We start from the raw sequence: 25459 nt of genomic DNA on the forward strand, positions 1-25459 counted from the left end.
CCATTGGGATGTTGTGTTTAGCGGCATTGATTTATATAAAAAACTTGAGTTTGATGAGTCTTGATATTACTCAAAATAGGCAAAATAATGTGGCTCAAATCAGGCAATTTAATTTGGCTCGTTACAATGCTGACTGGCGATAATCATACGGTAAATCAAATTAATTATGTAGCACTTGATGCAATTGATATCGAGTTTGTGCCAAGTATAAAAAATATTCGAGAAGCCTCTAATTTTCTTTATTGTGCGCGTGATCCAGATATATATAAAGGATTAATCTCGCCAAAAGGAAAAGTTGATTTGGCACTTATTAAAAGTCAAAAACGTGAAATTATTAGGGTACTTCTTTCGCTTATACTTCAACATAATACACAAGCAGTTATTGTGAAAAAACTGTCATCACATAAGCGGAACATACGTTTAAAATCAGCATTATGGGAGTACAATAAAATATTCAAAACAATACACATTTTAAATCTGATTAATGATGAGTCGCTTCGACAGAAATTAAGAAGAGCAAGAAACAGAACTGAGTCATATCATCAGCTCCAACGCATTATTAGAAAGGTGCATGATGGTTTGTTTAGGGGCAACAAAACAATTGATAACTGTGTTTATATTCAGGCATCAAGACTCATTGCCAATTGCGTAATTGCTTACAATGCAATCTTATTATCGAATGTATATCTTAAACTAGTCGAAAAATATGAAGAAGACAAAGCTAAACAAATTATAAATCGCATATCACCAGTAGCATGGCAACATATTAATTTCACAGGAAGATACAAGTTTATGTCCAAAGATTATGCGCCTGACATTGAAGCGATAGTGAAACTCCTTGAAAGCAAGCTAGCATCATACTTTGAGAAGGGGTAAAAATTCAAAACAGGGAAAATTGGAGGGCTCTGCAGGAAACCCCTTTTAGAAAGTCCACTAAAGGGCAGCTGTTAATTTGGGATGTTAAAAAGCTTGTTAGGCAATCACAGCATCTAAAAGCAATATCGATTAAAGTCGATCAAATTAAAGAGCTTGATCAGTGTTATTGGTATGAGCTTGGCGAAGAAAAACCAACATGCTCGAATATTATTGAGCATATAAAAATTATTCAAGCTGCTGATTTGAGTTACCCTATTTTGCTGTGTGCCGATGGGCAAATCATGGATGGCATGCATCGGGTATGCAAAGCTAAGTTGGAAAATCGAGAAACCATTAGCGCCATTCAATTTGAGGTGACACCTGAACCAGATTTTATCGATATAGACCCAAAGGACTTGGTTTATTAATAGGAGATAGGGCAAAAAGATATGGAAATTCTTGGCTCGATCGGTGGTTTCGCGCATAATAAGTGCCAATATTTTGCAGGAACAAAGGATCGACATGTCTTATACTATAAAATCTAAAGCAGCCGTTGCTTGGCAAGCCAATAAACCCTTCTCAATTGAAACTATTGATGTATTACCATCCCAGAAAGGTGAAAGCATTCGTAGCGTGGTTGAGTTCTAAGATGGCTGGTGTTCAACATATTGAAGTAGATGCTGATCGCGAAGGTCAGCGCATTGATAATTTTCTGATTGGACAGTTTAGTAAACTACCCAAATCCTTGATATATCGTTGGATTCGCAAGGGAGACTTACGCGTCAATAAGAAACGCATTAAACAAACCTATCGTGTCGAGCCGGGTGATATTGTGCGTGTTCCACCCTTTATCCTTGAGGAAGAAGCGCCAGCTAAGGTAAGTGATGACCATTTGAGTTTCCTTGAATCACTTATTTTATTCGAGAATGCGGATTATATGATTATTAATAAGCCCTCTGGCATTGCCGTTCACGGTGGCTCAGGCGTTAACTCAGGGTTAATAGAGCGCTTGCGTCAACTGCGCCCTCAAGCTAAAAAACTTGAGCTAGCACATCGCTTGGATAAGGAAACCTCGGGTTGTATGATCATTGCCAAGAAATACAGCATCTTGACCTACTTTCATGAAGCTTTGAAAAAGCGTGAAGTGCAAAAGACTTATCACGCCCTAGTGCATGGCAGTTGGTCAAATAAAGTCAAACAGATTGACTTGCCATTAAAGCGACACTTACTACCACATGGTGAGCGCATGGTGCGTGTTGACAAAACGGAAGGCAAAGATGCATTAACCAGTGTTAGAATCTTGCAAAAATTTGATCAATACACGTTGGTCGAAGCGATGCCGCACACCGGTAGAACGCATCAAATTCGTGTGCATCTTGCGGCATACCATTGCCCGATTGTGTGTGATAAAAAATACGGTATTGCTGACAAAGATCAAGTATTGATAAAAAAAGGCTTTAATCGCCTATTTTTACATTCTGCCAATTTGTCGTTTAAGGATCCCAAAACTGGAGAAGATATGCGCTTTGAAGCGCCATATGATCGTGATTGTATAAAAATTTTAGGTTTACTCTAAATCATCAGTAGGTAAAAAGTCATGATTTAAGAGCTGTGCTACTGTATAAGGGCAGTGCTCAGGAAATGCTTTTTTAGCAATTCCTGTTTCCAAAGCAGTAAGATTAACTGCGCGAGCATATAATTTATCTTCAGTCATTAAGCCTTCAAGTAAGCGATATAAGCTTGGACTGTCTTCAAGCACATCTTCTATTGAATTGCGTTGCTCCCTAATAGTTCCTTGCCAACTAGTGCTTCTTTGACTCTCTTGATATTCCCATTTTAGTAAATGTGCAATAAGTACAATTAAACGACTTTTAAGCTCTCTAAAATCACTTTTACCCATACTTTCTACTTCCTCAACTAAATGTTCTATATCCACCTTATCAAAAGCTTTTTCTCTGAGTGCTTTAACTGTTTGCATGGTCCATGCATAGAAATCTCTATCATAAAGTGTATTTGCCATATCTTAATCTCCTAAACGTTAGCTTAGCTCTTTGAAGTATATACAATTTAAAAGTATACAGACAAAATTTTAGTGCAATGAAAGTAAATAAACTATAAGAAACTAAAAAGCGCACAATATGCGCGCTTGAAAAGAATATAGATGATTAAGCCGGAACCGCCCAACCTGTAACTTGCTGAAGGACTTTGCCCAATTCAGCAGGTGATTTACTAACAGCGACACCTGCGGCTTCAAGTGCTGCAAATTTCTCAGCGGCTGTACCTTTACCACCAGAGATGATGGCTCCTGCGTGACCCATACGCTTACCAGCAGGTGCTGTTACACCAGCGATGTATGATACAACTGGCTTAGTAACGTGCTTTTTAATGTATTCAGCAGCTTCTTCTTCAGCTGAACCACCGATCTCACCAACCATGATGATTGCTTCAGTTTGTGGGTCGTTTTGGAACATCTCTAAAGCATCGATAAAGTTAGTGCCTGGAATTGGATCGCCACCGATACCGATACATGTTGATTGACCAAAGCCTAAAGCAGTCGTTTGGTTAACTGCTTCGTATGTTAATGTACCAGAGCGTGATACGATACCAACTTTACCTGGCATATGGATGCTGCCTGGCATAATACCGATTTTGCACTCGCCTGGCGTAATAACGCCTGGGCAGTTTGGACCGATCAAACGTGAGCCTGAGTGCTCAACATAAACTTTAGCTTCAAGCATATCCATAACAGGAATGCCTTCAGTAATACATACGATCAATTTGATGCCAGCATCAGCCGCTTCAATGATTGAGTCTTTACAAAAAGGAGCTGGTACGTAGATAACAGTTGCATCAGGTTGTACTGCATCAACGGCTTCTTGAACCGTATTGAATACTGGTAGACCTAAGTGCGTTGTACCCCCTTTGCCTGGTGTTACGCCACCAACCATTTTTGTACCATAAGCAATCGCTTGCTCAGAGTGGAAAGTACCTTGTTTACCAGTAAAACCTTGGCAGATAACTTTTGTATTCTTATTAACTAAAACGCTCATACGTGAGATACCTCTTTAACTGCTTCGATGATTTTCTTCGCACCATCTGTGAAACCATTAGCAGCAATAATATTTAAACCGCTTTCTTTTAATTTTTTGGCACCTAACTCAGCATTTGTACCGGCAAGACGCACAACAACTGGCACTTTAACGCCAACTTCTTCAACTGCTGCCATAATACCTTCAGCAATCATGTCACAACGCACGATGCCACCGAAGATGTTAACAAATACACCTTTAACTGCTGCATCAGATAGAATGATTTTGAATGCTTCTGATACGCGCTCTTTTGTTGCACCACCGCCGACATCTAGGAAGTTTGCAGGACGTCCACCGTGAAGTTTAACGATGTCCATTGTTGCCATTGCAAGACCAGCACCATTAACCATACAACCTATGTCACCATCTAAAGCAACGTAGTTAAGTTCCCACTCAGCAGCACGTGCTTCACGCTCATCTTCTTGTGATAAATCACGCCACTCAGCCAATTGTGGTTGACGATATAATGCATTGCCATCAACAGCTACTTTAGCATCTAAACAGTGAAGATTGCCTTCTTTGGTGATGACTAAAGGATTGATTTCTAAAAGCTCAAGATCTCTTTCTTGGAACATTTTTGCAAGACCTAAGAAAATCTTAGTGAATTGCTTGATTTGATTGCCTTCTAAGCCAAGCTTAAACGCAATTTTACGTGCTTGGTAAGGTTGCGCGCCGACGACTGGGTCAATAATTTCTTTGAAGATTTTCTCAGGTGTTTTTTCTGCAACTTCTTCAATCTCAACACCACCTTCAGTCGATGCCATAAAGATAATACGACGCGTGCTACGATCAACAACCGCGCTTAGATATAATTCTTTGGCAATATCAGTGCAGCTTTCGATAAGGATTTTGCTAACTGGCTGACCGTTTTCATCGGTTTGGAAAGTAACAAGACGTGTGCCCATCATGTTTTTCACAAAATTAGCAACATCTTCCTTGTTAGAAACAAGTTTCACGCCACCGGCTTTACCGCGACCGCCTGCGTGAACCTGAGCCTTAACAACCCACATGTCACCACCAATTTTATCAACAGCAACCAATGCTTCTTCAACGCTTTCAACAGCATAACCTTTTGATACCGGTAAGCCGTATTCAGCAAAAAGCTGTTTTGCTTGATATTCATGTAAATTCATATCTTTCTCACTATTTACTTTATGGTTTGTTTAACAAAATTTTCATGTTCTGATCGACACAAAAACGAAAACACGGGCAAGTATATCGCAATATTGATATTCGGTTAAGCATCAATTACCAAAGTTTTTGTTTTCGCTTTCTTTAATGAGTATATACTCATAGGAAATCTGTTTTTTTGAATGTGTTTATGGAATTTTTAAACGAGATAGCTCCTATTATTATCATTGCGGCAACCATTATTGCTGTTTGTGTTGGCAGTTTTTTAAATGTGATCATTGCGCGCCTACCTGAAATACTAGATAAGCAATACAAAGATCAAGCCTATGATATTCTTGATATCTCGCCACCTGATATAAAGGGGGAGGTGTCTGAGAATATTCGTCGCAGGTCAGCTTGTCCGGTATGTCACCAGCCACTGAAACCATGGCACAATATTCCTATTATAAGCTTCATCTTTTTGCGTGGAAAATGCAGTTTTTGCCACACTAAAATATCTTGGCTCTATCCAAGTGTTGAGCTCATTAGCGGTCTTTTGGTGTTTCTCACGCTCTACCATTTTGGTGTAACGTTTGCAGCATTGTCGTTATGTTTGATGTATTTCTTTTTAATTCCGCTCACAGCGATTGATCTAAAACATTTTATGTTGCCTGATAATCTCACCTTACCTTTGCTTTGGCTCGGACTAATAATAAATTGCGCGTTTGTATTTAGCTCGCCAATACAGGCAGTATTGGGTGCAGTCCTTGGTTACGGCATATTATGGCTCGTATTTTGGGTGTTTAAATTCATTACCAAAAAAGAAGGAATGGGCTATGGTGACTTCAAATTAATGGCAGCCCTTGGTGCTTGGTTTGGCGCTCCAAGCTTGCTGTTTTTGATATTCACCAGTGCGGTGATCGGTATTGTGTTTGCTATTATCATAAGCTTAAGAAAGCGACGAGGAACTTCGCTCATTCCTTTTGGTCCCTCTATCGCAATTGCTGGGGTATTGTATCCTTTTATCGGTCAAGCGCTCACACATGAGTATTTCCAAATGTTATTCCCACATTTCTAGATAAGATTTATGTTAAGAGCAAAATCTAGCAGTAGACACCTCCGAAAAATTACTTTAGGATAAATCGAGTTTACAACAGGGGTGCCGTTGGCTGAGAGCAAAACGCAAGTTTTGTAACCCTTTGTACCTGAACTAGTTAGTACTAGCGTAGGAAGTTGTTATAACGATTTGTATTTTGTACTGTGCTCAAAATGATTAGCGCGATATATCACAGAAAGTTTTCCTACGCATGTAAAAGGCAAAATCTAAGGAGCCATACATGCCGCAGCATAAAAAAACAGCATCAAGTAGCGACAAAGCGTCATTGACCTTATCAGCTGATTTACAAGCAGCTTATCCCGCATCAATCAAAAAATATCTTAAGACGGATGACAATATTTATGTGCCTTTTCGCTATATTGCCCAGAGCGATACGCTAACCGAGCAAGGGCGCGTACAAAATCCTGAGATTGCAGTATATGATACCTCGGGCAAATATAGTGATGAGTCTTACAAGCATGATTTGGTTGAGGGTCTACCCAAACTGCGCCAAGCATGGATTAAAGACAATAATGAGATCGAAACATTAGAAGACTTTAGTGCTGAGTTTACCCATACACAAAAAGACTTAGCATTTCCCAAGCGTGCTAAGCCATTAAAAGCAAAGCAAGCTCATAATGTCACACAAATGCATTATGCGCGTCGCGGCATAATCACCAAAGAAATGCACTATGTTGCACTGCGTGAGAACTTAAAGCGTGCAAATGCGCATATTCAAGATCCTATTTTGCTGAAGCAGCATCCTGGTGTTGATTTTGGCGCAAACATTCCCAATGAGATAACGCCTGAGTTTGTGCGCCAAGAGATCGCTTTGGGACGCGCGATTATTCCAAGCAATATCAATCATCCAGAAATGGAGCCGATGATTATAGGGCGCAATTTCAGTGTCAAAATCAATGCCAATATTGGCACATCTGCGGTGAGTTCATCGATTGCTGAGGAAGTCGAAAAAATGGTGATTGCAACGCGTTGGGGTGCTGATACAGTGATGGATTTATCAACGGGTAAAAACATTCATCAAACGCGTGAATGGATTATTCGTAACTCACCTGTGCCCATTGGTACGGTGCCAATTTACCAAGCGCTCGAAAAAGTCGACGGTCAGGCAGAAAAACTGACATGGGAGACCTTTCGCGATACCTTGATTGAGCAAGCTGAGCAGGGAGTGAGTTATTTCACCATTCATGCCGGTGTGCGTTTGAAATATATTCATCTAACCGCTAAGAGATTAACAGGTATTGTCTCACGCGGTGGCTCAATTATTGCTAAATGGTGTATTGCGCACCATAAAGAAAGCTTCATCTATACGCATTTTGATGAGATTTGTGAAATTATGAAAGCCTATGATGTCGCTTTTTCTTTAGGTGATGGCTTGCGTCCAGGCTCTATTTTAGATGCTAATGATGAAGCGCAATTTGCTGAGCTTGAAACTCTTGGTGAGTTAACTAAGCGCGCATGGGATCACGATGTGCAGGTGATGATTGAAGGACCTGGGCACGTACCGATGCAAATGATCAAAGAGAATATGACCAAAGAGCTTAAAGACTGCTTTGAAGCACCATTTTATACCTTAGGTCCCTTGGTGACGGATATAGCACCTGGCTATGATCACATCACTTCAGCGATAGGTGCTGCACAAATTGGATGGTATGGCACGTCAATGCTCTGCTATGTGACACCGAAAGAGCATTTAGGGTTGCCGGATAAAGAGGATGTACGCGAGGGTATCGCTACTTATAAATTAGCAGCGCATGCAGCTGATTTAGCTAAGGGTTTTCCTGCGGCACAAATTCGTGATAATGCCTTATCAAAAGCACGTTTTGAGTTTAGGTGGCAAGACCAGTTTAATTTAAGTCTTGATCCACAAAAAGCACAAAGCTTCCATGATCAAACTTTGCCAAAAGAAGGGCATAAGCTTGCACATTTTTGCTCGATGTGTGGTCCTAAGTTTTGCTCGATGAAAATCACTCAAGAAGTGCGCGATTATGCTAAAGAACATAAGCTTGATTTAGCGGATGTTGCAAGCAAAGGTATGCAGCAGAAAAGTGAGGATTTCTTAGCGCAAGGCGCTGAAATTTATCATGTCGAATAGCATGCGTGTTGCGATTGTTGGTGGCGGTCTTGTTGGGCGCATACTGGCAGTCACATTGCTTGAATCATTCGCTGATATCAGGCTTGATCTATATGACAAAAGCACTGATTTTAGTGGTAAATCAAGTTGCGGCTATGCTGCAGCTGGCATGGTTGCACCTGTTTCTGAAGCATTAGATGAAGGGCAAATGATCTATGATCTATCATGCTCTGCGGCAGAGGCTTGGCAGCGTATTGATCGATGGTTATTGGGTGGTGTTTTCACTCAAACAGGAACTAATATCATTGCTCACCCTTTGGATCTGAGTGATCTTGAAACCAAAATTGTACGCGTTCAAAGATTGAGTTTACATGAACATGCTTACGCACAAACCTCGTTAATAGATCAGTATAATCAAGGTAAGCTTGCTCATCGCATGCTCCATATTGAGAATGAAGGTTGTGTTCATGTGCCGCAATTTTTTAGTCAATCAACACTTTACTTAATGAATCATCCACGTGTTTCTTTACACTTGGCACAAGATATTTCTAAAGCCCGTCTGCAAGATTTGCAAAGAGATTATGACTATGTCTGTGATACACGCGGAATTGGTGCTAAAGATAGCTTCAATGATTTATATGGTATTCGTGGTGAAGCTTTAGTGGTTTATGCTCCTGAAGTGAACATCACAGGAGTCACTAGATTATGCCATCCGCGCATGCCGCTATATATCGTGCCACGTGGCAGTGGGTTTTATTATATTGGTGCGACGATTGTCCAATCAGAAGATATGAGTCAGATGAGTGTGATTTCACAGCTTACGTTATTAAGCGCGTTACTAACCGTTGATGAGGGTTTTGCCGAAGCGAGGATTATTAAAAACTTCACCCAAGTACGCCCGTGCTTTAAAGAGGGCTTGCCAAGGCTCATGCAACAGAATAACCTGATAACACTTAATGGTTTTTATCGACATGGTTATCTTTTAGCACCCATCTATGCGTTAAAAGTTATCGATAAAATGAGAAGTGATATAAAAGATATAAAAATAGTGGAGCAAGCATGATAGAGATCGTATTAAATGGTGAGAAAAAGCAATTGAAAAGTCAGCAATCATTGCAGGCGTTGTTAACTGATATCGGCTTTGCTTCAAGCTATGCTGCGGTTGCGGTTAATAAATCAATTATTGATCACAGTGCTTATGATACAACACAAATTATACAGGGTGATGAGATCGATATTCTCACACCCATGCAAGGTGGTTAGATGGAGCAATTACAGCTTTATGATATGAGTCTTAATTCACGCATGCTTTTGGGGACAGCACTCTACCCAAGTTTGGAGAGTATGTGTGATGCGATTAATGCGTCACAAACGCAAATGGTCACCGTGGCATTAAAGCGTGAGTTGCATGGTGGTAAAAATAACTTTTTCTGGCAGAGTATACAACAAAGTGGCTGCCATGTATTACCTAATACCGCGGGCTGCAAGACAGCAGATGAAGCGCTGATGATTGCTAAGGCAGCAAGGCAAATTTTCAATACGGATTTTATTAAGCTTGAAGTGATTGGTGATAATCATACCTTACAACCTAATGTGTTTGAGCTTGTTAAAGCAGCAAAAACTCTCATTGATCAAGGGTTTAAAGTGCTGCCTTATTGCACCGATGATTTAATCGTCTGCCAGCAACTGGTCAATCTAGGCTGTAAAGTTATTATGCCGCTAGGTTCTTATATAGGCAGTGGGCAAGGCATTGTTAACCCATCGTCATTTAAACTGTTACGTTCACGCTTGAAAGACATTACACTCATTGTTGATGCAGGTATTGGCACACCATCGGATGCCGTCTTGGCTATGGAGCTTGGTTTTGATGGCGTGCTCTTAAATAGTGCAGTGGCATTAGCTGAAAACCCGCCACTGATGGCAGATGCTTTTCGTTTAGCAATTGAATCTGGCAGAAAAGCATATTTAGCTAAACGTATGCCACAAAGAGAGCTAGCACAGGCAAGCACGCCGTTGCAAGATACACCGTTTTGGCATCAAATAAACTAAGTTAAGCTATATTGTGTTATGTGGATTTGTGCTCACGATAAGCATTTTGAACGTTTAGGTTGCAAGGAGTAAATATGCTAAATACAAAGGAAACACGAGTAAGAAATAAACCAATGATTGCCGTTTCAAGCTGTCTTTTGGGTAATAATGTTCGTTTTAATGGCGCTAATTCTCATAAGAAAATGATTACGGAAGAATTAGCATTTATTTTTGATTACCAGCCTGTTTGTCCAGAGATGTCAGCAGGTTTTGGTGTGCCGCGTGAGCCCATTTATCTTGAGTTGAAAGAGAATGACAATATCGTGGCAATGAAACATGATCAAGTCACCGATGTCAGTGCTCAATTGCAACAAGGTGTTGATAAAGCCGCATCAAGCCTTCAAGATATTGACGGCTTTATTTTAAAAAAGTCCTCACCTAGCTGTGGTAATGGCAGTGTTAAACTTTACAATGATAAGCATGGGATCATTCATAACAAAGCAGATGGTTTTTTCGTGGCATATGTTAAAAAGCATTGCCCACTTGTGCCACTTGAGGACGAAGGTCGTTTAAATGATTCTTATTTAAAAGAGCACTTTATCAAACGTGTGCTATTGACTCGACAAGCTAAAAATGAAGTATTACATGCTCAAAGTATTAATGAGCTGATGGCTTTCCATACGCGTCATAAAATTATCTTACGTTTACATCATCCTGATGCGCAAAAAGCGCTGGGTCGCTTGCTTGCTAATGGACATCGGCAAAACTTTGAATTGGTTAAGAAAAGCTATTATGAAATGTTCTTAATGGCGCTGCAAAGAGTAGCAACGCGTGGCAAACATCATACAATTTTGCAGCGCATGTTGCGTGAAATAAACAAATTGATCTCAAAACAAGAACGTGATGATTTGCAACATAAAATCAAACAGTATCATTTAGGCATTTTGCCGTTAGCAGTACCTGTTGAGATTATCAAGCACTACCTTACGCGTTATGATATCGAGTTCTTAGCGCAACAAAGTTATCTAAATCTATACCCAGAATCGCTGGGGCTTATGAGTAAAATGTAATGATAAAAGAAAATAATAAAGCCAACTTATTAGTTATTGGTGGCATTGATCCAACAGCACACGCCGGTGTCTTGCAAGATATCAAGGTAGCTAACTATTTTAAGGTAGATTGTGCTGCCGTGATATCGGCAAATACTGTGCAAAATGATCGTGATTTTATGATGCTCAATGCTGTTGATGATGCTATTTTCTATGAGCAATTTACAGCTATTGTCAATGCGCATAAACCACAAGTGATTAAAAGTGGCGTGCTAGCTTCGGTTGCCCAAATTAAGATGCTAAGTAAATTTTTGCAAGCTAATCCACAGGTGAAATATATCTGTGATCCAGTGATTGCAACAAGCTCAGGTGGCATGTTGATGAATGCAGATATTGTTAGTGTATTCAAACAGCAGTTATTGCCATTGTGTTACTTGTTAACGCCAAATTTACCTGAAGCGGCTATTTTGTTAAATGATGAGAATATCAATCAAAAAGCACCTGTTGAGATTGCACATACATTAAAAAGCTTATATGGAATACAATATGTCTTATTAAAAGGAGGGCATGCCTTGGTCGAAAACCAAAGAGGTTGTGATTATTTGACACTCGCATCTCAAGAAGGTGTGCATTATCAAAGCAAAGCAGTCTATGAGGGTAATATACGTGGTACGGGTTGCGCCTTGGCAAGCAGTATTGCGGCTCTTATGACGCAAGGTGAGGAAATAACAGAAGCAATATGTATTGCTAAATATCATCTATCACAGCAGATGGATAAGGCGGTTAATGACCTACCCCAATTAGAGGTTAGATATTTAAGCTATTATGCCCAAGATGCTATGGATAATGTAAGTTATTTGCCAGAGGTGAGTTATCAAAAAACCGAACATAAAAAGTATCCACAAATGTATCATCCAATAGGTTTTTATCCCGTTGTTGATCATGTTGATTGGTTAGAAAAATTGGCGAAATTAGGCGTTAGAACCATTCAGTTGCGACTAAAAGACTTATCCCAAGATGAATTGGGAACTCAAATTAAAAAAGCAAATAGTGTTGCTAAAGCCTATAACTTATCTTTGTTTATTAATGATCATTGGCAGCTGGCGATTAAACATCAGTGTTTTGGTGTGCATTTAGGACAAGAAGATTTAGATGCTGCCAATTTGCATGAGATTGCTCAAGCGGGTCTGCGTCTAGGAATCAGCACGCATAACTATGTTGAATTAGCGCGCGCATTAACACTCAAGCCTTCATATATTGCATTAGGTCCCATTTACCCGACAACGACCAAAGAGATGAAGTTTAATGAGCAAGGATTAGATAAATTGCGTATTTGGCGTAAGCTTTGTCAAGAAACACCGCTTGTTGCGATTGGTGGAATCTTTGAGCCACAAATGTCTGATGTCTGGAAGTGTGGTGTCGATGGTGTTGCGGTTGTGAGCTACATAACCAAGACTCAAGATCTGCAAAGGGCTGTGGCAACAGCGCAAGACTTTGAGCAGATAGCACTGGGAAATCGTATTGAATATAGTATATGATGATGTGTATTAATAATTGGAGTTACGCACTTTAGAAAAAACTATGATTTTATAAACACCCCGTCAGCCTACGGCTGCCACCCCTCTTGTAAAGAGGGGAATTAGGTAGCAGTGATTTTATATTCCCCTCTTTGCAAGAGGGGTACCGAGCTTGCGAGGTGGGGTGTTGAAATGGAAAAAGTCCGTAACTTCAATGAATAAAGATGGAAGTGACATATCAGGAGCACATAATGCAAGTTAAGCAAATCAAGAATATCAAGAAAGTCATTTTTACAAGCAGTGCAGCAACAGCGATGGTTTTATTTAGCAATAATGCGTTAGCGAACCAAAAGCTATTGCGTGTTTGTACCACTGGAGACTATCCGCCATTGACATCATATGATGCAAGTACGGGAGAGTATAAAGGCTTTGCGATCACTGTTGCAAAAGAGTTTGCGCATAAGATTCAGCGTAAAGTTGAATTTGTGCATAGTACATGGTTGACCTTAAGTGATGATCTTAAGACAAAATGTGACATCGCGATGGGTGGTATTAGTTACACGCCTGAGCGTGCAAGCATGTTCTATTTATCAACGGGCGTGTTGTCGAACCAAAAAGCCCCTGTTTTTTCTAAAGCAAATGAGTCTACGTTTAAAAACCTTGCGAGCATTGACCAAAAGGATGTGACTGTTATTGAGAATAAAGGTGGCACAAATCAGCCTTTTGCTGAGAGCTATATTCGTAACGCTGAAGTAAAGATTTTGCCAACCAATGCAGAAGTGTATGCCTGTTTGAACAAATATCCTCAAAATAAACTTGTTATGTTTACTGACAAAATTGAAGTGCAATACCGTGCAGATATGAAAGATAGTGTGTTGAGTGATAATGGACTTAAATTTGATTTAAATTCTATCCCGGGCAATAAAGTCAGCCAAAAGGTTTTTATGACCAACAAAACTAAAGATGGCAAGTGGCTAATTAAGAAAATGAACAGCTTTTATAAGCATCATAAAAAAGACTTTAATACGTGGTATCAAGATGCCTTAAAAATCCAATATCCTGCAGTGAAGGCGAGTTGCCCATTTTAGTGTTTTAGATCATAGAATAAATAATGGATTATCAGAAAATTATCGATGAATACCCGCAAGAATATTGCTCATTACTTGAGCTTTGCTATGGTGAGGGCATGATGTCAGAAGGCGGGAGTGAAGCTATTGATCAACTGTTTTCAGGTGTTGATTTATACAATAAAAAAGTATTAGAAATTGGCTTTGGTCAAGGCGGTTTGGCGCAATATATTTCAAATAAATATCCAAGTATTGACTATCATGGTGTTGAGATTAATGCAGATATGGTTAAGCATGCAAATAAACATTACAAGAAACCAAACTCGCATTTCTACCACCTAGAAAACCCTGATGTTTTGCCCTTTTCAGAGCTAAGCTTTGATCTGATATTTTCCAAAGGAGTATTGGTGCATTTGGATAATAAACTGCCATTATTTACAGAAATACATCGTGTTTGTAAAAAAGATGGACTATTTATTGTGAATGATTGGTTAAGTCCAGATGGAGTAGGATTTGGAGAGCTTGTCGATAAAATGTGTGAGCTTGAAGGGTTAACGCTTTATCCAACAACTATGACCCAATATGTTGAAGTATTAACAGCAGCGGGATTTTTAGTAGAGTCGATGACTAGCGAAAATAAAGCGTATGCACAATATAATGCCGATGTTGTGACACGTTTGCAGCAGCAAGCAATAAAGCAGCAATTTCTAGCAACGCATAATGAAGAAGAATATCAAGAATGTATTGATGCCTATGGCTGGATTTCACGGGCTTTTGCACAGGAAAGTTTGTTATTAAGACGTTTTGTAAGTAGGAAAACCAAGCAATGAAAACCCATGAAATTGTACACCCCATTGTTCAGCATAAATTAAGCCTATTAAGGGATGAATCGACTTCAAGTCGTGACTTTAGAATGATCACTAGCGAGCTTGCCATGCTGTTATGTTATGAAGCATTAAGTGACCTGATGGTTGAAGAGGAAATTATTGAGCATTGGCAGGGGCGGCTTGCAGTGCCTATGCTTAAAAAGCCATTGCCGACTTTTTGCCCGATACTGCGTGCAGGGCTTGGTATGCTAGATGGTGCATTATCTTTATTACCCAATGCGCCAGTGACAATGATCGGTGTCGAGCGTGATGAAGAGACTGCTAAGCCGCGCGAGTATTACTTCAAAGCATGTGTTGATATTAACAAACGCACTGCGGTCATTCTCGATCCAATGCTTGCCACTGCCGGATCAATCAATAAGACGATTTCGCTGCTTAAATCCGAAGGATGCAAGCATTTTATTGTGGTAACGCTATTAGCCTCACCAGAAGGTATTGTGGCGCTTGAGAAAGCGCATCCCGAGGTTGAGCTTTATACCGCCTCAATTGATCAATGTCTTAATGAAAAAGCCTATATTATCCCTGGACTTGGTGATGCAGGTGATAAAATTTTTGCAACCAAATGATATTTACAAGCGGTGGCATCAATTTTATGGCATGATATAGCCCAAATTATCAAAGCATAATAAAAAGGAAAAGTTATGTTGGTTGGTCTGATCATTGCCGCCTTTATATTGGGTCTTATTGTTGGGTTTTTATTCGTCAAAGTTTCAAGTAAATCACAACAAGTGAAGTTAAAAGCGCTTGAAGAGCAGTTGCCGCAAATCGAGGCGCTACTTCAGGATAAAGAGAGTCAACTGCAGCAAAGCCAGCAGCAAAACTTGGTATTGACAACAGATCATAAGCATTACCAAGAGCAAGAAAGGCGCCTAAGCCAAGAACTCAGTATGACAAAACAAAAGTTTGAAATTCGTAGTGAGGAAGTGCTCAAGCTGCAAAATAAACTTGCCAGTGATGAGGTCAAGATTGACTCGTTGGCTAAAGATGGTGAGCGCTTGATAGTTGAGCTTAATAAGTTGTCAACTAAGCATGATGAGCTGTTAGCTAAAGTTGATCATTTAACCGAGGACAAATCAGCACTTCAGGCGGAGCGCTCAAAACTCCTAAAGCACATTGAAGCACAAGAGCAAAACGCGCAGGAAAAAATTGCACTATTAGAGAATGCCAAAAAGAGTTTGACCGAGCAGTTTGAGAATTTGGCAAATCGCATTTTTGAAGAAAAGGGCGAGAAGTTTGCCAATCAGAATAAAGTGAATTTAGCAGAAGTATTGCAGCCGTTTAAAAATGATATTAATGAATTTAAGAAGAAAGTTGATGATGTCTATGTGCATGAAGCCAAAGAGCGAGCATCATTACAAAAAGAAGTCAATAAGCTGTTTGAATTAAATCAAGAGATGAACAAAGAAGCAAAGAATCTTACCAAAGCGCTTAAGGGTGATAAGAAACTGCAAGGCGATTGGGGAGAAGTGGTGCTTGAGCGCGTGCTTGAATCATCAGGTCTACGCAAAGGTCATGAATATGATGTGCAGACAAGCTTCAAAGCAAGTGATGATGAGGATAATACCAAAGTCATGCGCCCTGATGCGATTGTTCACTTGCCAGATGGCAAAGATGTCATTATCGATGCTAAGGTTTCCTTGGTAAGTTATGATGCCTATACGCGTGCTGATAGTGATAGCTCAAAACAGGAGTATCTTAAGAAGCATATTGACGCTATTCGTCAGCATATTGCATTGTTGTCATCTAAAAACTACGAGCGTTTATCACAGGTTAATTCATTGGATTTTATTTTGATGTTTATGCCAATTGAAGCAGCTTTTGTAGTGGCATTTCAGCATGATGATAGCTTGTTTCAAGAAGCCTTTAAAAAGCGCATTATTATCGTAACACCAACGACCTTATTGGCAACCTTAGGCACTATTCGTAACACATGGAAATATGAAAGCTTAAACAAAAACGCGAGTGACATCACCGAGCGCGCAACTAAGATGCTCGATAAATTCCGTGGTTTTGTCGAAGATGTTGAAACACTTGGTAAGCAGTTAGATAAAACCAAAGAGACTTATGATGGTGCGCTTAATAAGCTAACCAAAGGAAGAGGCAACTTAATCTCCCAAGCAGTGCAACTCGAAAATATGGGGGTGCATATGAAAAAATCGTTACCGCAAGATATTGTTGAGCAATCAGAACTGGAGTTGTCACAACATGAAGATAAGTAAATTCATTGCTCATAGAGGGGCGAATAAAATCGCGCCTGAAAATACGATGTTGGCATTTGAAAAAGCCTATGAGGTCGGTGCCCGCTGGATTGAGCTGGATGTGCAGTTAAGTGCTGATAATATGCTTTTTATCTTTCATGATAATAATGCTAAGAAGCTTACAGGGTTAGATGTTGATCTAACGAGTCAAGCTTGGGCTGATATTAGTAAGCTTCATGTATTAAATGACCGCTTTCCAGAGGCGCATGCCAAGATCCCAACGATGGATGAGTATTTAGCCTGGATGGCAACCAAGTCAGATCTATATACTAATATTGAGATTAAGGTCAAAGCTGAATTTGATGCTGATTATGAAACGTGCTTGGTTAAGCACTTATTAGATCTTGTTGAGCGTTACCCGCAATTACATTCACGCATTTTGTTATCGAGCTTTTCAGAGTATGTTTTAGGGCAATTGGCTGAAAGTAAAATAAAACTGGCATGTGAATTTTTGCTTGAGGTTGAAGATTGGCAGCGTGAAGAGCATAGTATTTTTACTGAAACAAAGAAGAAGTTTGATCAGTGGGGTTGTATCGCTCTAGGTATTAATAGTGCGGTACTTAATCGTGAGCGTATTGCGCAATTAAAAAAAGCTTTTCATACTGTGTTGGTTTATTCGATTGGTGCATTGCCGGATGAAGAAATTCATAAGTTACTTAGCGAAGGTGCTGATAGTGTATTTATTGATAGTATGACAGCGTTGCAATCTGAGGTAAAACGCATTGGTTTTTTAGCAACAGGTGATGAGATCACCACCGGTGATGTCATTAATACCAATACCCCTAAGTTAGCTGAAAAGCTATATGAACACGGCTTTCAGCCGGGGTTACATCTAGCCTGTTATGATGCTAAAGAGAAGCTCAAAACAAGTCTTCGATTTTTACTACAAGAGCATGATGTTGTTATTACAGTGGGTGGTTTGGGACCTACCGAAGATGATAAGACCTGCGAGGCGATTGCCGAAGTTTTTAATAAATCGTTAGTGTTTAATGAGGATTCTTGGCAGAGAATTTTCACGCGTATTTCCAGTCGCTTTGCAACTGTGCCTGAGAATAACAAGAAACAGGCGTATTTCCCCGAAGGTGCTGAGGTGCTTGTTAATGCACAAGGTACAGCAGATGGTTGTTATGTCAATGTCGATAATAAGCATTTGTTTATGCTGCCAGGGCCGCCACATGAGTGTTTGCCAATGTTTGATCAAGAGGTTTTGCCTAGATTGCTTCATTTGCAGCTACATAACACACCGGTACGATATCAATGGCAATTATTGGGTGCTTCAGAAGCGCATATTGCCAAGATGTTAAGTCCGTTGGCTGCTGAATATCAGCTGGAACTTGGTTATCGTGCGGCATATCCATATCTTGAAGTTAAGCTGCATGTCACAACTGCGCAGGATGTATCGTTACTTGCTCATGAGATCACCAAAGTAGTTGAGCCGTTTTTAGCAACAACAACTAAGCAACATGCCAGTGAAGTGCTTAAAACTTATCTTAAAACAGGTGAGGTGAGTCTAAGCATGCAAAAAGACGTCACCAAGGGTTATGTATACAGTCATTTAGCACAATTGATGCCAGTTACTGAAACTAAGCCAAAGTTAAGTGTTCAGTTGCAAACCAATGGTATGCTTGGGTTTTGGGGCAAAAGCGCACAATTGGTTGATGATCTGTCTTTAGTTATTAAGGCGAATGATCACATTAAAAATAGAAGCTTTGAACAAGAGCATCATGTGCGTTTTAGCAATAAGGGCAAGCATAGTTTTCAATTTATATATGAGTGGATTTGTGCGCAAGTCCTACATGTTATCCAAAAAGAGGGGATTTAGAGAATGAGTAAACCATTAGTTGGCGTTGTTATGGGTTCAAAGTCTGATTGGGAAACAATGCAAAATACCACAGAAACCTTAAAACAATTGGGTATTCCCTATGAAGTTCAAGTTGTTTCAGCGCATCGCACACCTGATTTATTGTTTAGCTATGCGGAAGCAGCTGAGCAAAAAGGCTTAAAAGCAATCATTGCAGGTGCCGGAGGAGCGGCACATCTACCAGGTATGCTTGCAGCGAAAACGCATATCCCTGTGCTTGGAGTGCCTGTGCAATCCAAAGCCTTATCAGGGCAAGATTCATTATTGTCTATTGTGCAGATGCCAGCAGGTATTCCGGTGGCAACATTTGCCATTGGACGCGCGGGTGCTGTCAATGCCGCTTTGTTCGCATGCAGCATGTTGGCTGTTGAGCATCATGAATATAGTGAGGCAATTAAACAATATCGTCAGGCACAGACGGATAGCGTGTTAAGCTCAACGCAGCTTGAGGAATAGTGAACGATCAATTTTAAAGCGAGAAAAAATATGTTTATAACATTAAAGAAGATGCCAAAAGTGGTCCATATTGTCTTATTTGGTGGCTTTGTTGTTTGGTCTGTCTATTTTATGTTATGGCCGTTTATGGCGATCATTTTTTACCAAAAATTTGGTTTATCACTGCTATTAACAGGTACGATTTTGAGCCTAGCGACATTTGTTTCAATAAGCTTAAGCGTATATGGCGGTTATCTTTCAGATCGGATCGGTAATCGTTTTATGCTAAAAGCTGGACTCATGATTGTCATATTGAGCTTAGTCCCAGTGCTGATCACAGATCATTTGATGTCATATATTATTATGTTGTTTGGTATTTCAGCCAGTCGAGGTGTCTTAGGCACCACTTTTAAGGTTGTAATTGCTAATGAGATCAAAGATGTGGAGTTTAAGAAGCAGTCATTTTACTGGTTTTATTTTTGCATTAATATTGGTGGCGCTTTAGGACCTTTTCTTGGCGTAACTTTCACGCTGCATTATCCACAATACACTTTTCTGACATTACTTATTATTTGCGTGATTTACGCATTTGTGTCGATTGTTTTTTTCAGTAAGCATTTTTCGAAGCCAACTGATTCTAACAAGCCATTGAGTTTAGCTCAGTCTTTTAAAATCATTCGCCAAGACTACGCATTATTATTTCTGATTGTTGCTAATATGTTGATTATTTTGGTGTTTGGGCAGATGGATTCAACACTGGCGCAATATTTTTCACGATTAGACAATAGCGCATTTATCACATTATTTAGTTATCTCATCGTGATTAATTGTATGATGATATTAATCTTTCAATTTCCTTTTCTGCGACTGATTGCAAGATTTTCAGATAAGCAACAAGTCTATATAGGCATTATGTTATTTGCATTAGCTCAGATAGCGTTTGCCGCAACACCAGATAACTTCTATCTTGGTTGGATTATTGCGGTGATATTTTTGAGCTTAGGTGAGATTATTTTATTTTCGGTGGTTAATGTGCAAATTGATAAGCTAGCACCTGATAATCTCAAAGGTGCCTATTTTGGTGTTTCAAACTTTTACATGTTTGGTTTAGTTTTAGCCCCTTATGTTGGTAGCTTGTTGCTTAAAGTCGTCGGCAGAAATTTAGCATTTGTGGTCATGTTGGGGCTTTGTTGTGCGATATTTATTCTTTATCGATTGGCGATGCAGCAGCATGCTAAGTCTTTAGAGCAGCAAAAACTAGCTGAAACTCATTAAGTCACTAATTAGAAAAACATAACTAAGGTTATTTTATGGGAAAAAAATTATATCAATTACCTGTGTGCGAGCACTATGTAAATACCGTGAAGCAGCTGCAAAAAATAGTGGATCTACAAACAAAATCACACAGAGATTTTGATGTGATCATTGATTTTGAAGATGGCTTGGGTACGGAGGATAAAATCAAATGTGCACAACAGCTAATGTTGGCATGTGAGAAAAGTCCACAACACTTAAGGTTTGGTGTGCGGTTGCCACAGGTTAACCACCCACAGATGAGTGCATTACTTGAACTGCTTCAAAAATTACTTCATCGTATTGCCTATATTACGTTAGCAAAAGTGCAACACGTCACAGATATTGATTTGTTTATTGGGCATATTACACAAACTCATCCTTTTAAGCTTAATTCAGAGCTTAAAATACATGTGTTGATCGAAGATTATTATGGGCTAAATAATGCAGATGAAATTGCCGCACATCCTAATGTTGAGTGTTTGATTTTTGGTATTATTGATTTTGTTCAAAATGCAAATGGTGCGATTCCTTATACAGCGGTTTTTTCACCAGATCAATTTGAGCATTTATTGATACAAGATGCAAAAGTTAGACTTGCAAAAGCTGCAATCACTCATGGCAAAATTGCCGCCCATAATGCGTCTATGGAAATCGATAACTTAGACACAATTTACAAGGAGGCTAAAACTGCAGCACATCGGTATGGATTTTCCAGAATGTTGAGTATTCACCCTAATCAGATTGACCAAATTATTTCAGCATTTTCTTTAGCGGAAGGTGAGTTGCAGCAAGTAGTAAACCTATTGGACAAGGCGCGCAATAATAAATGGCGCCCCATTGTTTATGAGGGAAGGTTTTATGATCTACCGAGTTACAAGCATTTAGTCAAGAAACTGCAAATGACGCCTTATTTTAATAGTAAGGAACTTATGGAAGATCAGTCTTTTTTAGAGAATGAATTTTAGTCGTACATCATAGGAGACAATGATTATGGAAAATGCGATCAAACATTACCCTTGTAGCGAGGCTCAAAATAAAGAAGTAGACGTAGTATTGAAGCGTTTGACAAGTGCTCATTGGCCTGAAGATATTTATGCAGCACGTGAATATTATGATCAATGGGGAGCTGCCATTTCTAATGAGGTATCAGTTAAGGAGATGTCATTCTCCCAATTTAAGGGTTATTTGCTTACACCTAAAAAATGCCAGAAAAGAGTAATATTATTTTTTCATGGTGGATGATTTGTATTTGGTTCGTTTAAAAGTCACGGCGGACTAGCTGCTGAAATCGCGCGAGTGACAGAATCACAGGTGTTGCATATTGATTATAGGAGAGCGCCTGATTTTCTATATCCCTCACCGATTGAAGACGCACTTACTGCCTATAAATCGTTATTAGCGCAAGGTTATCAAAGCCATGAGATTATTCTGGCGGGAGATTCTGCAGGTGGTGGGCTGGTGGTATCAACTATGCTTGCATTAAAAGAACAGCAAATGCCTATGCCTGCTTTAGGTATATGTATTTGTCCGTGGGTTGACTTTACGCTAAGCGGGGAAAGCTATGATTATAACAAGATGCTTGATCCGACCTGCCAGAAAGAAGTTGCACAACAAGTCAGAGATTTATATCTTGGTGACGTGAACTATTCAGAGGCTCGAGCACTCTCGCCGGTGTATAAAGACTTATCTGGATTGCCGCCTTTATTAGTGCAGGTGAGTGATCGTGAGATTTTTTATAGTGATGCGTCTGCTTTGGTTGCTACTGCTAAAAAATGTGGTGTGCACGTTAAGTTTGATGTTTGGGAGAACATGTATCATGTGTGGCATTTGCACTATCTTGAGCTAGAGTCAGCACGACTGGCATTAGCAGAAATCAAAGGGTTTATTCATTCTGTTTTACAGGAAAGCGCGTTTTCATCGATAACTTAACTCAATCAGGAATTTATCATGTTCTTTTCATATAGCGATATTGTCAATGCTTGTAGTGTCGAAGCATTGACAAGAGAAATGTCTATTGCATTTTCTACAAATATCAAAGCACTTTCAACGACAGCAGAAAAAACACTTATCTACAATGATCATCAACAAGATGAGGGTTTTATATCAATGCCGGTATTGGATCGCCTGCATGAGTTGTACATAAATAAAGTGGGTAGTATTTTTGCCCGTAATCAAGGTGACACATTACCTACTATTCATGCTCAAGTATTGGCATTTTGTGGGCGCACGGGAAAACCATTAGCCATTTTGGATGGCAAAGCTGTTACCAATTTAAAATGTGCGGCTATCTCCGCTTATGTAACAGATATGTGTGCTAAAAGTGATGCTCAAATATTGGCTGTGATTGGCGCAGGACAGCAGGCAAGACAGCAGATAAAAGCCGTCTTAACAGTTAGAGATATTCAAAAGATAAAGCTATATAACCGTTCATCGGAAGCGCTTCATACTTTCCGTCAAGAAATTCTATCTGATTATCCTTTTATTAAGGTTGAAGTTTGCTCTTCAATAGCAAAGACCATTGATCATGCGGATATTGTTGGAACAGCAACAAGTTCACGTGTGCCAATTGATCTATTTAGAGATTTAAAACCTGATATACATATCAACTGTATGGGAGGTCATTCATGCAGTGCAAGAGAGATCCCTCAAGAAGTGCTTGAGCATTCTTTCTTAATTGTTGAGGATAGGGAAACTGCAGTCGTGGAAGCGGGCGCATTGCATCAAAATGCGACTGAAGTTTTTGAGTTGCATCTTCAAGATAGAAGCAAGTTACAAAGCCAACAAACAATTTTTAGCTCGACTGGATATGCATTGCTTGATGCAATTACGGTAGCGAAAATCCTAAAGTTGACTGGAAAAAATGAAAATAATGCCTATGGAAACAAGGAGAATATCAGTGTATCTAATTCAATTGCTTAATCATTCAAATGAAGTAGTCAGCGGTATAGTACAACAAGAGCAAATATTTGAGTTAAATGCAGACACTTATACTTTAGTAAAGTATGCCATTGAGCATCAAGTGGATATTATTCAATATGCTCAGACGCTCACAACAGGGCGAGTTCATCAGTACCATGATTTGCTCTCTAGTAATAGATTAGCGTTACCGATCCATCATACTGATCCTGCTCATTTAATCGTTACAGGAACAGGGCTTACTCATCGCAATAGTGTGTTAGCTCGAGCCTCAATGCAAGAAAATACAACACTCACTGAGGCGCAAAAGATTTATCTTATGGGTGCTAATGGTGGGCGACCTGCATTGGCTGATATTGGCGCTGTGCCAGAGTGGTTTTTTAAAGGGTTTGGTTCCCAATTAAAAGCCTCAGGTCAAACGTTAGATTTACCTGCACATATTCAAGGCGGTGGTGAGGAGGCTGAACTTGCTATTATTTACATGATTGATAGTGAGCAGCAAGTGCATCGAATAGGTACAGCACTTGGTAATGAATTTTCAGATCATGTACTTGAGAAACAAAATCACTACTATTTAGCACAGTCTAAACTCTCACCTTGTTCATTGGGTCCTGAAATTTATATAGGGGATATCCCTGAAAAAGTTGTAGGAAAAATTGAGATTTTACGTAACCAAGAGTGCTTGTGGAGAAGTGAATATAACACAGGGTTGCAGCATATGGTGCATAGTTTAGAGAATATTGAGCACCATGTTTTTAAACATGACATATTTAGAACGCCTGGCGATGTTCATGTTTTATTTTTAGGTGCTGATCGTTTAAGTTTTCAAGATGATATCGTGTTGCAAGCAGAGGATGTTATAAGTATTAGTGGTGATTTATTCCAGCATCCATTAATTAATAGAATTCAGTTGCAAACACATGAAATAAAGTATGAGGTGAAATCATGCGAAACAGTGATGTGACGATATCAAAAAAGCAGCTTAGAGCGGCAATTATTGGCAGTGGTAATATTGGTATGGATATATTGATGAAGCTAAAAAAATCATCATCAGTATGCTGTAGTTGGTTGATTGGCAGAAATCCAATGTCTGAAAATTTACAATTAGCTAAAGCGCAAGGAGTAAACACAACAGCAGAAGGGATCAAAGCACTAGAGTCACTAAAAGATGAATATGATATTGTATTTGATGCGACTTCAGCAAATGATCATATTGAGCATGCGATATTGCTTAAGCGTCTAGGCAAACAGGTTATAGATTTGACGCCTGCAAAAATCGGAGAAATGTGTGTTCCGGTGATTAATCTAGATAAGGTGATCAATAAAGATAACATTAATATGGTTACTTGTGGCGGTCAGGCAGCCATTCCAATATGTTATGCCTTAAGCAAAGTGTTTGAAAGGATTCCGTATATTGAGGTCGTATCGAGTATATCATCTAAAAGCGCAGGACCTGCAACTCGCGCAAATTTAGATGAATATATTTTGACAACTGAGCGGGCAATTACGGTATTTAGTGGCGCATGTAAGGCAAAAGCCATTTTGAATATTAATCCAGCAACGCCAGAAGTTACGATGAAAACGACGATTTTTGCATATGTTGAAAATCCAGATGTATCAGTAGTGAAAAAAGAAGTTATCAAAATGATTACTCGTGTGCAAAATTATATGCCTCATTATCAGCTCGTACTTGAGCCTTATTTTGATGGAAGTAAGTTGAGTATTATCCTTGAGGTGACAGGAGCAGGTGACTATTTGCCTGAGTTTGCGGGCAACTATAATACCCCAAGAAATTTAAACAGTATCTTTTGAAATTCATTTCCGATATATTGTTGAAAGTGAAATGAACAGAGGGCGTATTTATGAGCACAAAAAGGACAAGTTACTCATCCGAGTTTAAGGT

The 25459-nt window shown here is 39.5% G+C and carries 25 protein-coding genes, 2 pseudogenes and 1 riboswitch; of the genes and pseudogenes, 24 read left to right on the forward strand and 3 right to left on the reverse strand.

Features of this window, described 5'->3' with window-relative positions; all coding sequences use genetic code 11:
• The first annotated feature begins 126 nt into the window (after positions 1–126).
• From DNJ75_RS12035 to DNJ75_RS12045, 4 genes are all read left to right on the forward strand, one after another.
• Entirely contained in the window at positions 127–876 is a 750-nt protein-coding gene (locus DNJ75_RS12035; protein WP_188618926.1) for a Tn3 family transposase, read from the forward strand.
• A 242-nt stretch (positions 877–1118) separates the two neighbouring features.
• Positions 1119–1283 (forward strand): hypothetical protein, encoded by a 165-nt coding sequence (locus tag DNJ75_RS15685; RefSeq protein ID WP_224742320.1) that lies wholly within the window; start codon positions 1119–1121, stop codon positions 1281–1283.
• 94 nt (positions 1284–1377) lie between these two features.
• The gene (locus tag DNJ75_RS15740; protein ID WP_263479617.1) at positions 1378–1503 is read left to right on the forward strand and encodes a hypothetical protein; all 126 of its coding nucleotides are present in this window, start codon (positions 1378–1380) and stop codon (positions 1501–1503) included.
• Position 1504: 1 nt separating this feature from the next.
• A complete protein-coding gene (locus DNJ75_RS12045) occupies positions 1505–2431 on the forward strand; it encodes an RluA family pseudouridine synthase (protein WP_117003705.1) in 927 nt (308 codons plus the stop codon).
• On the opposite strand, the gene DNJ75_RS12050 is transcribed toward DNJ75_RS12045, so the two are convergent.
• The 3 genes and pseudogenes from DNJ75_RS12050 to sucC form a co-directional block, all read right to left on the reverse strand.
• Positions 2423–2875, reverse strand: a complete 453-nt coding sequence (locus tag DNJ75_RS12050; RefSeq protein WP_117003706.1) for a DUF29 domain-containing protein — start codon at positions 2873–2875, stop codon at positions 2423–2425. The two genes, DNJ75_RS12045 and DNJ75_RS12050, sit on opposite strands and share 9 nt — an antisense overlap.
• 145 nt (positions 2876–3020) lie before the next feature.
• Positions 3021–3905 carry a succinate--CoA ligase subunit alpha gene (sucD, locus tag DNJ75_RS12055; protein ID WP_117003707.1) on the reverse strand — a complete coding sequence of 295 codons (885 nt, stop codon included), beginning with the start codon at positions 3903–3905 and terminating at the stop codon, positions 3021–3023.
• Positions 3902–5083, reverse strand: a pseudogene (sucC, locus tag DNJ75_RS12060) (ADP-forming succinate--CoA ligase subunit beta); the annotation flags it as partial. The pseudogene sucC and the gene sucD, both read right to left, overlap by 4 nt.
• Positions 5084–5265: 182 nt before the next feature.
• On the opposite strand from sucC, the gene DNJ75_RS12065 reads away from it, so the two are divergent.
• The 20 genes and pseudogenes from DNJ75_RS12065 to DNJ75_RS12160 all read left to right on the forward strand — a co-directional run bounded on the left by DNJ75_RS12065 (position 5266) and on the right by DNJ75_RS12160 (position 25368).
• Positions 5266–6132, forward strand: coding sequence for a prepilin peptidase (locus DNJ75_RS12065; RefSeq protein ID WP_117003709.1), 867 nt, complete (start codon positions 5266–5268; stop codon positions 6130–6132).
• 67 nt (positions 6133–6199) lie between these two features.
• A riboswitch (TPP riboswitch) is annotated at positions 6200–6303 on the forward strand.
• A gap of 88 nt (positions 6304–6391) precedes the next feature.
• Complete coding sequence (gene thiC / locus DNJ75_RS12070) at positions 6392–8263, forward strand: phosphomethylpyrimidine synthase ThiC (RefSeq protein WP_117003710.1); 1872 nt, start codon at positions 6392–6394, stop codon at positions 8261–8263.
• Positions 8253–9305 carry an FAD-dependent oxidoreductase gene (locus tag DNJ75_RS12075; protein ID WP_117003711.1) on the forward strand — a complete coding sequence of 351 codons (1053 nt, stop codon included), beginning with the start codon at positions 8253–8255 and terminating at the stop codon, positions 9303–9305. Before thiC ends, DNJ75_RS12075 begins: the two co-directional genes overlap by 11 nt.
• Positions 9302–9505 (forward strand): sulfur carrier protein ThiS, encoded by a 204-nt coding sequence (gene thiS / locus DNJ75_RS12080; protein WP_117003712.1) that lies wholly within the window; start codon positions 9302–9304, stop codon positions 9503–9505. Before DNJ75_RS12075 ends, thiS begins: the two co-directional genes overlap by 4 nt.
• Positions 9506–10291 (forward strand): thiazole synthase, encoded by a 786-nt coding sequence (locus DNJ75_RS12085; RefSeq protein WP_117003713.1) that lies wholly within the window; start codon positions 9506–9508, stop codon positions 10289–10291. It begins immediately after the preceding gene.
• A 74-nt stretch (positions 10292–10365) separates the two neighbouring features.
• Complete coding sequence (locus tag DNJ75_RS12090; protein ID WP_117003714.1) at positions 10366–11340, forward strand: YbgA family protein; 975 nt, start codon at positions 10366–10368, stop codon at positions 11338–11340.
• Entirely contained in the window at positions 11340–12857 is a 1518-nt protein-coding gene (gene thiE, locus DNJ75_RS12095; protein ID WP_117003715.1) for a thiamine phosphate synthase, read from the forward strand. The genes DNJ75_RS12090 and thiE overlap by 1 nt, the downstream gene beginning before the upstream one ends.
• 230 nt (positions 12858–13087) lie before the next feature.
• Positions 13088–13924, forward strand: a complete 837-nt coding sequence (locus DNJ75_RS12100; RefSeq protein WP_157968324.1) for a transporter substrate-binding domain-containing protein — start codon at positions 13088–13090, stop codon at positions 13922–13924.
• 23 nt (positions 13925–13947) lie between these two features.
• Entirely contained in the window at positions 13948–14733 is a 786-nt protein-coding gene (locus DNJ75_RS12105; protein ID WP_117003717.1) for a class I SAM-dependent methyltransferase, read from the forward strand.
• Positions 14730–15356 carry a uracil phosphoribosyltransferase gene (upp, locus tag DNJ75_RS12110; RefSeq protein WP_117003718.1) on the forward strand — a complete coding sequence of 209 codons (627 nt, stop codon included), beginning with the start codon at positions 14730–14732 and terminating at the stop codon, positions 15354–15356. Before DNJ75_RS12105 ends, upp begins: the two co-directional genes overlap by 4 nt.
• A 75-nt stretch (positions 15357–15431) precedes the next feature.
• On the forward strand, positions 15432–17009 hold the full coding sequence (gene rmuC / locus DNJ75_RS12115) for a DNA recombination protein RmuC (RefSeq protein WP_117003719.1): 1578 nt from the start codon (positions 15432–15434) through the stop codon (positions 17007–17009).
• On the forward strand, positions 16996–18870 hold the full coding sequence (locus DNJ75_RS12120) for a glycerophosphodiester phosphodiesterase family protein (RefSeq protein WP_117003720.1): 1875 nt from the start codon (positions 16996–16998) through the stop codon (positions 18868–18870). Before rmuC ends, DNJ75_RS12120 begins: the two co-directional genes overlap by 14 nt.
• Positions 18871–18873: 3 nt before the next feature.
• Positions 18874–19365 carry a 5-(carboxyamino)imidazole ribonucleotide mutase gene (gene purE, locus DNJ75_RS12125; RefSeq protein WP_117003721.1) on the forward strand — a complete coding sequence of 164 codons (492 nt, stop codon included), beginning with the start codon at positions 18874–18876 and terminating at the stop codon, positions 19363–19365.
• A gap of 30 nt (positions 19366–19395) precedes the next feature.
• Positions 19396–20619, forward strand: coding sequence for an MFS transporter (locus DNJ75_RS12130; protein WP_117003722.1), 1224 nt, complete (start codon positions 19396–19398; stop codon positions 20617–20619).
• Positions 20620–20654: 35 nt separating this feature from the next.
• The gene (locus DNJ75_RS12135; protein WP_117003723.1) at positions 20655–21605 is read left to right on the forward strand and encodes an aldolase/citrate lyase family protein; all 951 of its coding nucleotides are present in this window, start codon (positions 20655–20657) and stop codon (positions 21603–21605) included.
• Positions 21606–21630: 25 nt separating this feature from the next.
• Complete coding sequence (locus DNJ75_RS12140) at positions 21631–21882, forward strand: hypothetical protein (protein ID WP_117003724.1); 252 nt, start codon at positions 21631–21633, stop codon at positions 21880–21882.
• Between the two features lie 12 nt (positions 21883–21894).
• Positions 21895–22569: pseudogene (locus DNJ75_RS12145) on the forward strand (alpha/beta hydrolase); the annotation flags it as partial.
• Between the two features lie 18 nt (positions 22570–22587).
• Positions 22588–23559, forward strand: a complete 972-nt coding sequence (locus DNJ75_RS12150) for an ornithine cyclodeaminase family protein (protein WP_117003726.1) — start codon at positions 22588–22590, stop codon at positions 23557–23559.
• Entirely contained in the window at positions 23537–24520 is a 984-nt protein-coding gene (gene araD1 / locus DNJ75_RS12155) for an AraD1 family protein (protein WP_117003727.1), read from the forward strand. The genes DNJ75_RS12150 and araD1 overlap by 23 nt, the downstream gene beginning before the upstream one ends.
• Positions 24502–25368 (forward strand): acetaldehyde dehydrogenase (acetylating), encoded by an 867-nt coding sequence (locus tag DNJ75_RS12160; RefSeq protein WP_117003728.1) that lies wholly within the window; start codon positions 24502–24504, stop codon positions 25366–25368. The genes araD1 and DNJ75_RS12160 overlap by 19 nt, the downstream gene beginning before the upstream one ends.
• Positions 25369–25459: the final 91 nt, after the last annotated feature.

Source organism: Cysteiniphilum litorale, from assembly GCF_003428165.1.
GTDB classification, from domain to species: domain Bacteria; phylum Pseudomonadota; class Gammaproteobacteria; order Francisellales; family Francisellaceae; genus Caedibacter; species Caedibacter litoralis.

Coding starts and splice junctions, on each gene's coding strand:
- DNJ75_RS12050 (WP_117003706.1), bottom strand. CDS start 2,875: ATGGCAAATACACTTTATGATAGAGATTTCTATGCATGGACCATGCAA.
- DNJ75_RS12105 (WP_117003717.1), top strand. CDS start 13,948: ATGGATTATCAGAAAATTATCGATGAATACCCGCAAGAATATTGCTCA.
- DNJ75_RS12090 (WP_117003714.1), top strand. CDS start 10,366: ATGCTAAATACAAAGGAAACACGAGTAAGAAATAAACCAATGATTGCC.
- DNJ75_RS12140 (WP_117003724.1), top strand. CDS start 21,631: ATGGAAAATGCGATCAAACATTACCCTTGTAGCGAGGCTCAAAATAAA.
- DNJ75_RS12085 (WP_117003713.1), top strand. CDS start 9,506: ATGGAGCAATTACAGCTTTATGATATGAGTCTTAATTCACGCATGCTT.
- thiC (WP_117003710.1), top strand. CDS start 6,392: ATGCCGCAGCATAAAAAAACAGCATCAAGTAGCGACAAAGCGTCATTG.
- thiS (WP_117003712.1), top strand. CDS start 9,302: ATGATAGAGATCGTATTAAATGGTGAGAAAAAGCAATTGAAAAGTCAG.
- DNJ75_RS12150 (WP_117003726.1), top strand. CDS start 22,588: ATGTTCTTTTCATATAGCGATATTGTCAATGCTTGTAGTGTCGAAGCA.
- rmuC (WP_117003719.1), top strand. CDS start 15,432: ATGTTGGTTGGTCTGATCATTGCCGCCTTTATATTGGGTCTTATTGTT.
- DNJ75_RS15740 (WP_263479617.1), top strand. CDS start 1,378: ATGTCTTATACTATAAAATCTAAAGCAGCCGTTGCTTGGCAAGCCAAT.
- purE (WP_117003721.1), top strand. CDS start 18,874: ATGAGTAAACCATTAGTTGGCGTTGTTATGGGTTCAAAGTCTGATTGG.
- DNJ75_RS12045 (WP_117003705.1), top strand. CDS start 1,505: ATGGCTGGTGTTCAACATATTGAAGTAGATGCTGATCGCGAAGGTCAG.
- sucD (WP_117003707.1), bottom strand. CDS start 3,905: ATGAGCGTTTTAGTTAATAAGAATACAAAAGTTATCTGCCAAGGTTTT.
- DNJ75_RS12035 (WP_188618926.1), top strand. CDS start 127: ATGCTGACTGGCGATAATCATACGGTAAATCAAATTAATTATGTAGCA.
- DNJ75_RS12120 (WP_117003720.1), top strand. CDS start 16,996: ATGAAGATAAGTAAATTCATTGCTCATAGAGGGGCGAATAAAATCGCG.
- DNJ75_RS12160 (WP_117003728.1), top strand. CDS start 24,502: ATGCGAAACAGTGATGTGACGATATCAAAAAAGCAGCTTAGAGCGGCA.
- DNJ75_RS12065 (WP_117003709.1), top strand. CDS start 5,266: ATGGAATTTTTAAACGAGATAGCTCCTATTATTATCATTGCGGCAACC.
- DNJ75_RS12135 (WP_117003723.1), top strand. CDS start 20,655: ATGGGAAAAAAATTATATCAATTACCTGTGTGCGAGCACTATGTAAAT.
- DNJ75_RS12075 (WP_117003711.1), top strand. CDS start 8,253: ATGTCGAATAGCATGCGTGTTGCGATTGTTGGTGGCGGTCTTGTTGGG.
- upp (WP_117003718.1), top strand. CDS start 14,730: ATGAAAACCCATGAAATTGTACACCCCATTGTTCAGCATAAATTAAGC.
- DNJ75_RS12130 (WP_117003722.1), top strand. CDS start 19,396: ATGTTTATAACATTAAAGAAGATGCCAAAAGTGGTCCATATTGTCTTA.
- thiE (WP_117003715.1), top strand. CDS start 11,340: ATGATAAAAGAAAATAATAAAGCCAACTTATTAGTTATTGGTGGCATT.
- DNJ75_RS12100 (WP_157968324.1), top strand. CDS start 13,088: ATGCAAGTTAAGCAAATCAAGAATATCAAGAAAGTCATTTTTACAAGC.